This window comes from Atribacterota bacterium (assembly GCA_039638595.1).
GTDB lineage: Bacteria > Atribacterota > Atribacteria > Atribacterales > Caldatribacteriaceae > Profundicultor > Profundicultor thermophilus.
In genome coordinates this window covers 1-6,371 of the sequence record JBDIWM010000075.1, presented here as the reverse complement: position 1 = coordinate 6,371, position 6,371 = coordinate 1, and the positions used below count along the sequence as shown (strand labels likewise).

Here is a 6,371-nt window from a genome sequence, read left to right as displayed (position 1 = left end):
AACGTCATTCCTGCGTGTCTTTAGCAGGAATCTAAGTAACTAAGGGAAAAGCAACCGAGATTCCGGCTAAAAGATTGCCGGAATGACGAAACAGTATAGACCCCGGCTTAAATACATGCCGGGGTGACGAAAAGAAAGATTCCGGCTTAAAGATTGCCGGAATGAGGAATAGAAAGTAACCCCAATATTAATTTAAAAAAGCATGGTGCTGCATTACCTTACTGTAGTAAGGCACAAAAACCAATTTTGGTTTGAAAACCGTTGCTCAGGAATATTTTTGGAGGATGTGGGCTATCCATAGCATGGAGAAAAAATGTCTTTTGGGATTTACGATTGTTATCTTGCTCTTTCTGACTTCGAATATCGCCTTTTCTGGTGAAAGACCGATTTTCTGGGTGCCGCTTCGGGACTTTCCTGAGTTTGGGGCCGTGGAATGGGGATTGGCAAGTTTCGCCCGCAGAGCGCTGCAAGAGGCAGTGCGGGAGAACGCCCAGCTTGTAGTCTTTGAAATTGATACCCTCGGAGGGCGAGTGGATGCCATGTTGTTTATCAAGGAACTCATTGTCCGAACCCCGGTGAAAACGGTGGCTTTTGTGAATTCCAAAGCCTGGTCAGCAGGAGTATTCCTGGCCCTTTCCTGTGAGACGATTTTCATGGTTCCCGACGGGAGTATGGGAGCGAGTGAACCCCGGGGAGGGACAGAAGACGTCGATAAACCAGACCCCAAGACGGTGTCGGCCATCCGGGCACACATTGAAGCCCTGGCTCAGTTACGGGGTCGTGACCCACTTCTTTTCGCCGGTATGGTGGACCGCAATGTCGAAATTCCCGGGATAAAAGAGAAAGGGAGTTTGCTCACTTTATCGGCGTATATGGCTTTAGACAAAGGAGCAATTGACGGCATCGCGCAAAGTAAGGAAGAGGTCCTGAGTAAACTGGGTTTAAAAGGTCCGGTGGTTACTCTCATCCCCTCCTGGTCGGAGACCCTGGCTCGGGTGTTGACCCACCCTGCCGTAGTGCCGTTGCTTCTTTTTCTGGCTTTTGGGGGAATTTTTCTGGAAATCATGACCCCGGGATTTGGTATTCCCGGAACGGTGGGAGTGGTGTCGCTCCTTCTATTTTTTGGGGGGCGATATATGGCTGGACTCGCTGGTTGGGAACCGTTGCTTCTTTTTGTTTTGGGTATTGTGTTGCTTGCTCTGGAACTGCTTGTCATTCCTGGTTTTGGGGTAACGGGGTTCACTGGGATTGGTATGCTTTTTGTTTCACTATATCTCGTGCTTCGGGCTACCCGAATTCTATTTCCGGTCGGAGCGTTTCTGGAATCGTTCTTCTATTTGGCCATCTTTGGGGGTGTTTTTCTAATCCTCCTTTTTTTCCTTCCTGTTAATCCTATCTGGCGAACGATTGGACTGCGGGAGAAGAGTCCAAAGGAGGAAACATTTGAAAGTGTTTCTTCTCTGGTCATCCCGGGAAAAATGGGGATTGCAAAAACTGTGCTTCGGCCAGCAGGGATTGTGGAAATTGAGGGACGGCTTTATGATGTGGTCACACGGGGTGAATTTATCGAGGCAGGGAAGACAGTGGTGGTAGATGAAATCCAGGGAAATAAAATTATCGTTCGGTCGATAAAGGAGGGTTAAAAAATGGGACTGAGTGCATACCTTGTTCCAGCGGTGGTGATTCTTCTTTTGGTGATTGTATTCTTCTCCCTGGTTCCTTTGGGATTGTGGATTTCGGCTTTGGCGGCGGGTGTAAAAGTGAGTATCGTGACCCTTATTGGGATGCGTCTACGGCGGGTTCCTCCAGCAAACATCATTCTCCCTCTCATCAAGGCAACCAAGGCTGGTCTTGATTTGAGCGTGGGGGCGCTGGAAGCTCACTATCTTGCCGGTGGTAACGTCGACCGGGTGGTGATTTCCCTGATTGCTGCTGAGCGAGCTGGAATTCCCCTTTCTTTTCAAAAGACCTGCGCTATTGACCTCGCCGGCAGAAATGTTTTAGAAGCAGTACAGATGAGTGTCCTTCCCAAGGTGATTGAAACTCCGGTAGTGGCGGCAGTGGCTAAAGATGGCATTGAGCTCAAAGTGAAAGCCCGGGTAACGGTGCGGACCAATATTGATCGCCTGATTGGTGGAGCTACCGAAGCCACCATCATTGCCCGGGTGGGAGAAGGAATCGTCACCACTATTGGTTCGTCGATTTCCCACAAAGAGGTTCTGGAAAACCCGGATACCATTTCTAAAACCGTTTTAGATAAGGGTCTTGATGCTGGAACGGCTTTTGAGATTCTCTCCATCGATATTGCCGACATCGACGTGGGAGAGAATATCGGAGCGCGACTGCAGACTGATCAGGCTGAAGCGGACAAACGGGTAGCGCAGGCAAAAGCCGAAGAGCGGAGGGCACTGGCCATCGCTCGGGAACAGGAAATGAAAGCCTACACCCAGGAGATGCGGGCTAAGGTGGTGGAAGCCGAAGCCGAAGTCCCCAAAGCCCTGGCTCATGCTTTGCGAGAAGGGAAACTCGGCTTCCTCGATTACTATTCATTGCAAAATCTTCAGGCTGATACCCGCATGAGGGAACGGCTGGGAAGCGAAGAGGAAAAGAGAAATGAATAACGGAAACGAAAAGGAAGAGAAACGTTCTTTTCGGGAAAAGGTCAAAAAAGATTTCCCCTCTTTTTATCTCTTTCACCAGCTCTTTTCTGAACCGGTGTGTCGTAGCATCCACCCCCTCTTTCGTCGCACCACCCGGAGGAGACTTTCATAAGTCTGAAGCGTCGAGAATCTGAATGAACACATCGACAAGCTGGGGATCAAACTGGGTACCGCGGTGTCGCTTGAGTTCAGTAATAGCCTCTTCGATGGAGCGCGCTTTTCGGTAGGGACGGCCGCTGACCATCACATCAAACGCATCGCATATGGCGATAATACGGCTCAAAAGAGGGATTTCTTCACCTTGCAGTCTTCGAGGATATCCTTGTCCGTTGTACCACTCGTGGTGGGCAAGGATAAGCGGAGCAAGGGGGGCCAGTTCCGGGATAGCCTGGGCGATGCGGAACCCAGTTTCTGGATGTCGATGCACGATTTCCCATTCTTCATCGCTTAAAGGACCTGGTTTCTGGAGGATATTTTGCGGAATGGCGATTTTCCCTACGTCATGAAAATCGGCAAGAAACGACAGATTGTCTTTTTCCCCTTGAGGGAGGTTAAGGACTTCGGCCATCCGCAAAGCCCACTTTTTAATTCGCTGGGAATGTTCTTCCACTTCATAGGCCACGTCTCGGAGGGTTTTCTGCAGAAAATGGAAGGTTTTCACCCGAAAGCTAAGGCCATCGTTGAGTTTACGCTGGTACATCCAGTTTTCGGCAATGCGTACAATGTCGGTGATACTTTGAGATGTGGTACTTTTTGTACCAAAACCCAGGGAAATACTCACCGGGATGGGTCCAATGGACTGCCGAGAGAAGCTATAATAAATCTGTTCCACGATTTCCTGGGTTTTTTGGTGGTCGGTCTGGGTTAAAAGCACCACAAACTCATCGCCCCCAAAACGGGCAACCACACTTTCCGGAGGAGTAGCCTGGCGGAGCAAAGACGCTGCCTGGCGAAGCAAGCGGTCTCCTTCTTCGTGTCCGAAGGCGTCGTTGACTAACTTTAGACCATTCAAATCGCCCATGATGACACTAATGGGAAGGTTTTCCACCTGGTCGGTTTTTCGGAGAATCTCTTCAAAGAAACCGCGATTGTAAAGGCCAGTTAAGGAATCGTACGAAGCCAGGTGTTCCATCACCGCTTCGCTCTTTTTCTTGTCAGTGACATCCAGAAGAAATAGAATCAGCCCTTTTTCGATTTTTTGGTGCATAGGTCGGCCACGGATAAAAAACCACCGTTCTTCCCCATCCTGACCTTGCATGAGGACTTCGTCCTCGATGGCAAAACGTTTCGAGATTGAATCGCTCGTCAGTGAGTCTAATTTTTTCTCCAGGAAGTTTCGAAGAGAATCGGCAAAATGTTCCATCAAAAGGTCGGCAAACGGATTGGTATAGGTGAATTGCCCATTCTGAAAGATTGTCACTCCCAAGGGGAGGTTTTCCAGGAGATTTCGAAATCGTCTTTCGCTCTCTTCCAGGTTTTTTGCATGGTTTTCTGGACTTTTTGAAGTTCCAGATTATACATCCCAAAAGCCAGATCGTCACTCAGCTCCACGAGGAGCGCCTGTTCTTCCTGATTTTCGGCAAACTCGGCGGGCATCGCCACAGCTATTATCCCCAGAATACGTTCTTGATACCGAATGGGGGTGACAAGCAGTACCTGTTCAGGAGGAAGCAAACGAAGCGACACGACAGATTGGTAGACTGCAGAGAAATCGTACTGTTTCAGGAATTCCATCCATTCTGCAAGCTTGTCTTGCTCAATGCCCGCATGGAAAAAGTGAGGGTTTTCCCGATTCACAAGGTAAATCAACGAAGAAAAATAGGTTTCATCTTCAACCATTTCCTGACAGACTTTTTCCAGTAACGCTGCTGGTTCTTTCGCTCGGGAAAGAAGCTGATTAACGTTACGAATGCGTTCAAGTACCATCTTAAGGTGGAGGTTTTTCCGTTCGGTACTCTTTTTCTCGGTGATATCCATAGCGGAAACTAAACCCGCCCACCGTCCCCGATAGAAGATGGTCTCTGCTGAAAGGAATAACCACCGCTCTTTTCCATCTTTGGTGACGATTTTGAGTTCATACTGTTTTTCCACCGGAAGGTTTTTCTGCCGCCGCTCGGCGCGTTCAAGAGCTAAGGACACAAAATCAGGATGTATCAAATTGGCTACCGGCATACCAATGAGTTCCTCTCTGGAATACCCGGTCAGTCGTTCAGCTTCGGGATTGACGTAAACAAAGCGATTGTCCTGATAGATGAAAATAGCAGAGGGATTCGATTCAGCCAAAAGACGAAAGTTTTCTTCGCGAGCTTTTAGCTCCTCTTCATCCTGAATGCGCTTGGTGATATTCCGAACCTGTTCGATCACTCCTTGAACGGTACCATATTCATCTTGGATGGGGTAAGAGATAATTTCAAGCCACCCAACCTGCTCTCCTTTTCGTACATAAGGTCTGACCTGCGTAGCGCTTGCCCCTGTGGCAAACGCCTTAAGGGTAGGGCAGTTTTCGCAGGGATGTTCTCCCCAGTGAAAAAGGTGATAACATTTTTTTCCCGCTAACGGACGTTCTTCGGGATACATTTCCTCGAGGAAACGATTAGCCTGAACGATGGTCATATCCCGGTCAATAACACACAAGCCGTCCTGGATACTTTCAAAAATTGCTGAAAGAAAGCGCTCGTTTTCTTCAAGCTTTTTTCGCTGAGTTATCAGGGGGGTAATATCCCGGGAAATCCCAACGATTCCAATTACTTTTCCAGTAGCATCCTTCCAGGGGATTTTACTGGTCAATACCCAGTTATTCCTCCCATCGGGCCAGATTTCTTCCTCTTCTTTTCCCACAATGGGTGTGCCGCTTTCCATAATTCGCTTTTCATCGGAAAAAGCTTCCTCAGCATGGGGGTTGGCAAAGAAATCGAAGTCGGTTTTCCCCAGAAGGTCCTCTTTCCTGGTAAGGCCAAAATGACGCACCAGCGACATGCTGGCATCCACAAATCGACTCTGCCGGTCTTTGATGTACACATGGTCGGGAATGTACTGCAGGATGAAGATAAGTAAGTTTTTAGTATACTGGAATTCCTCCTGGAGACGTTCTTCCTCACGGAAGTATCTGAACATCGAAAACATCAAAATAACTGCCCCAACGGTCAAAAAAAGAAGATGCAACGACGTTCCTGAGGGCAAAACCCTCAAAGGTTTCATTCTCTCCAGAAAAAGACTCCAGAAACCTAAGATGGTAAGGGGAAACCCTACATTTGTCCCTGGAGATGGGGCTGTTTTTTGGAATCGCCAATAAAGCAAGACGAAAAAAAACATCCCCAAAAGGTGGAGTGGGTTTTCCGTGGGATAAAAGTGTATCGTTCCAGGTTGTTTCATGTACAGCCACAGCAAAAAGAGAGCAACAAAACTGCTTAACAGACTCAGCATGACATATTTCTGGAAATGTTTTGGTTCGAAGCTAGCCATCTTTGTTCCCTCAAAATTTGCATATTTATTTTACCATACTTATGAAGGTAGGATGGAATCTTATTCCATTTGGGAAAAAATCAACACCATTTTTCGGTAGGAACCTGTTTTGTATTCGTCACCCCTGAATATACCCCTCTCCGTCACCCCTGAATGTTTTTTGTACCGTCATTCCTGAACGTCTCTCCCCTACGTCATTCCTGAACGTTTTTATCAGGAATCCCGGTATTGTCCAGCCTGCCCCTGCCC

4 protein-coding genes are annotated in these 6,371 nt (G+C 48.0%); 2 read left to right on the top strand and 2 right to left on the bottom strand.

Features of this window, described 5'->3' with window-relative positions; translation table 11 throughout:
• The first annotated feature begins 284 nt into the window (after positions 1 to 284).
• Together ABDK92_10895 and floA are read left to right on the top strand one after the other, a co-directional pair.
• Positions 285 to 1,643 carry an NfeD family protein gene (locus ABDK92_10895; GenBank protein MEN3187110.1) on the top strand — a complete coding sequence of 453 codons (1,359 nt, stop codon included), beginning with the start codon at positions 285 to 287 and terminating at the stop codon, positions 1,641 to 1,643.
• 3 nt (positions 1,644 to 1,646) lie between these two features.
• The gene (floA, locus tag ABDK92_10890) at positions 1,647 to 2,621 is read left to right on the top strand and encodes a flotillin-like protein FloA (protein ID MEN3187109.1); all 975 of its coding nucleotides are present in this window, start codon (positions 1,647 to 1,649) and stop codon (positions 2,619 to 2,621) included.
• 145 nt (positions 2,622 to 2,766) lie between these two features.
• On the opposite strand, the gene ABDK92_10885 is transcribed toward floA, so the two are convergent.
• Positions 2,767 to 4,080, bottom strand: coding sequence for a diguanylate cyclase (locus ABDK92_10885; GenBank protein MEN3187108.1), 1,314 nt, complete (start codon positions 4,078 to 4,080; stop codon positions 2,767 to 2,769).
• Positions 4,077 to 5,858 (bottom strand): PAS domain S-box protein, encoded by a 1,782-nt coding sequence (locus tag ABDK92_10880; protein ID MEN3187107.1) that lies wholly within the window; start codon positions 5,856 to 5,858, stop codon positions 4,077 to 4,079. Before ABDK92_10880 ends, ABDK92_10885 begins: the two co-directional genes overlap by 4 nt.
• Positions 5,859 to 6,371 lie beyond the last annotated feature (513 nt).

What these genes read in the sequence shown, in the direction of transcription:
- ABDK92_10895 (MEN3187110.1), top strand. Translation starts at nt 285, where the DNA reads ATGTGGGCTATCCATAGCATGGAGAAAAAATGTCTTTTGGGATTTACG.
- floA (MEN3187109.1), top strand. Translation starts at nt 1,647, where the DNA reads ATGGGACTGAGTGCATACCTTGTTCCAGCGGTGGTGATTCTTCTTTTG.
- ABDK92_10880 (MEN3187107.1), bottom strand. Translation starts at nt 5,858, where the DNA reads ATGAAACCTTTGAGGGTTTTGCCCTCAGGAACGTCGTTGCATCTTCTT.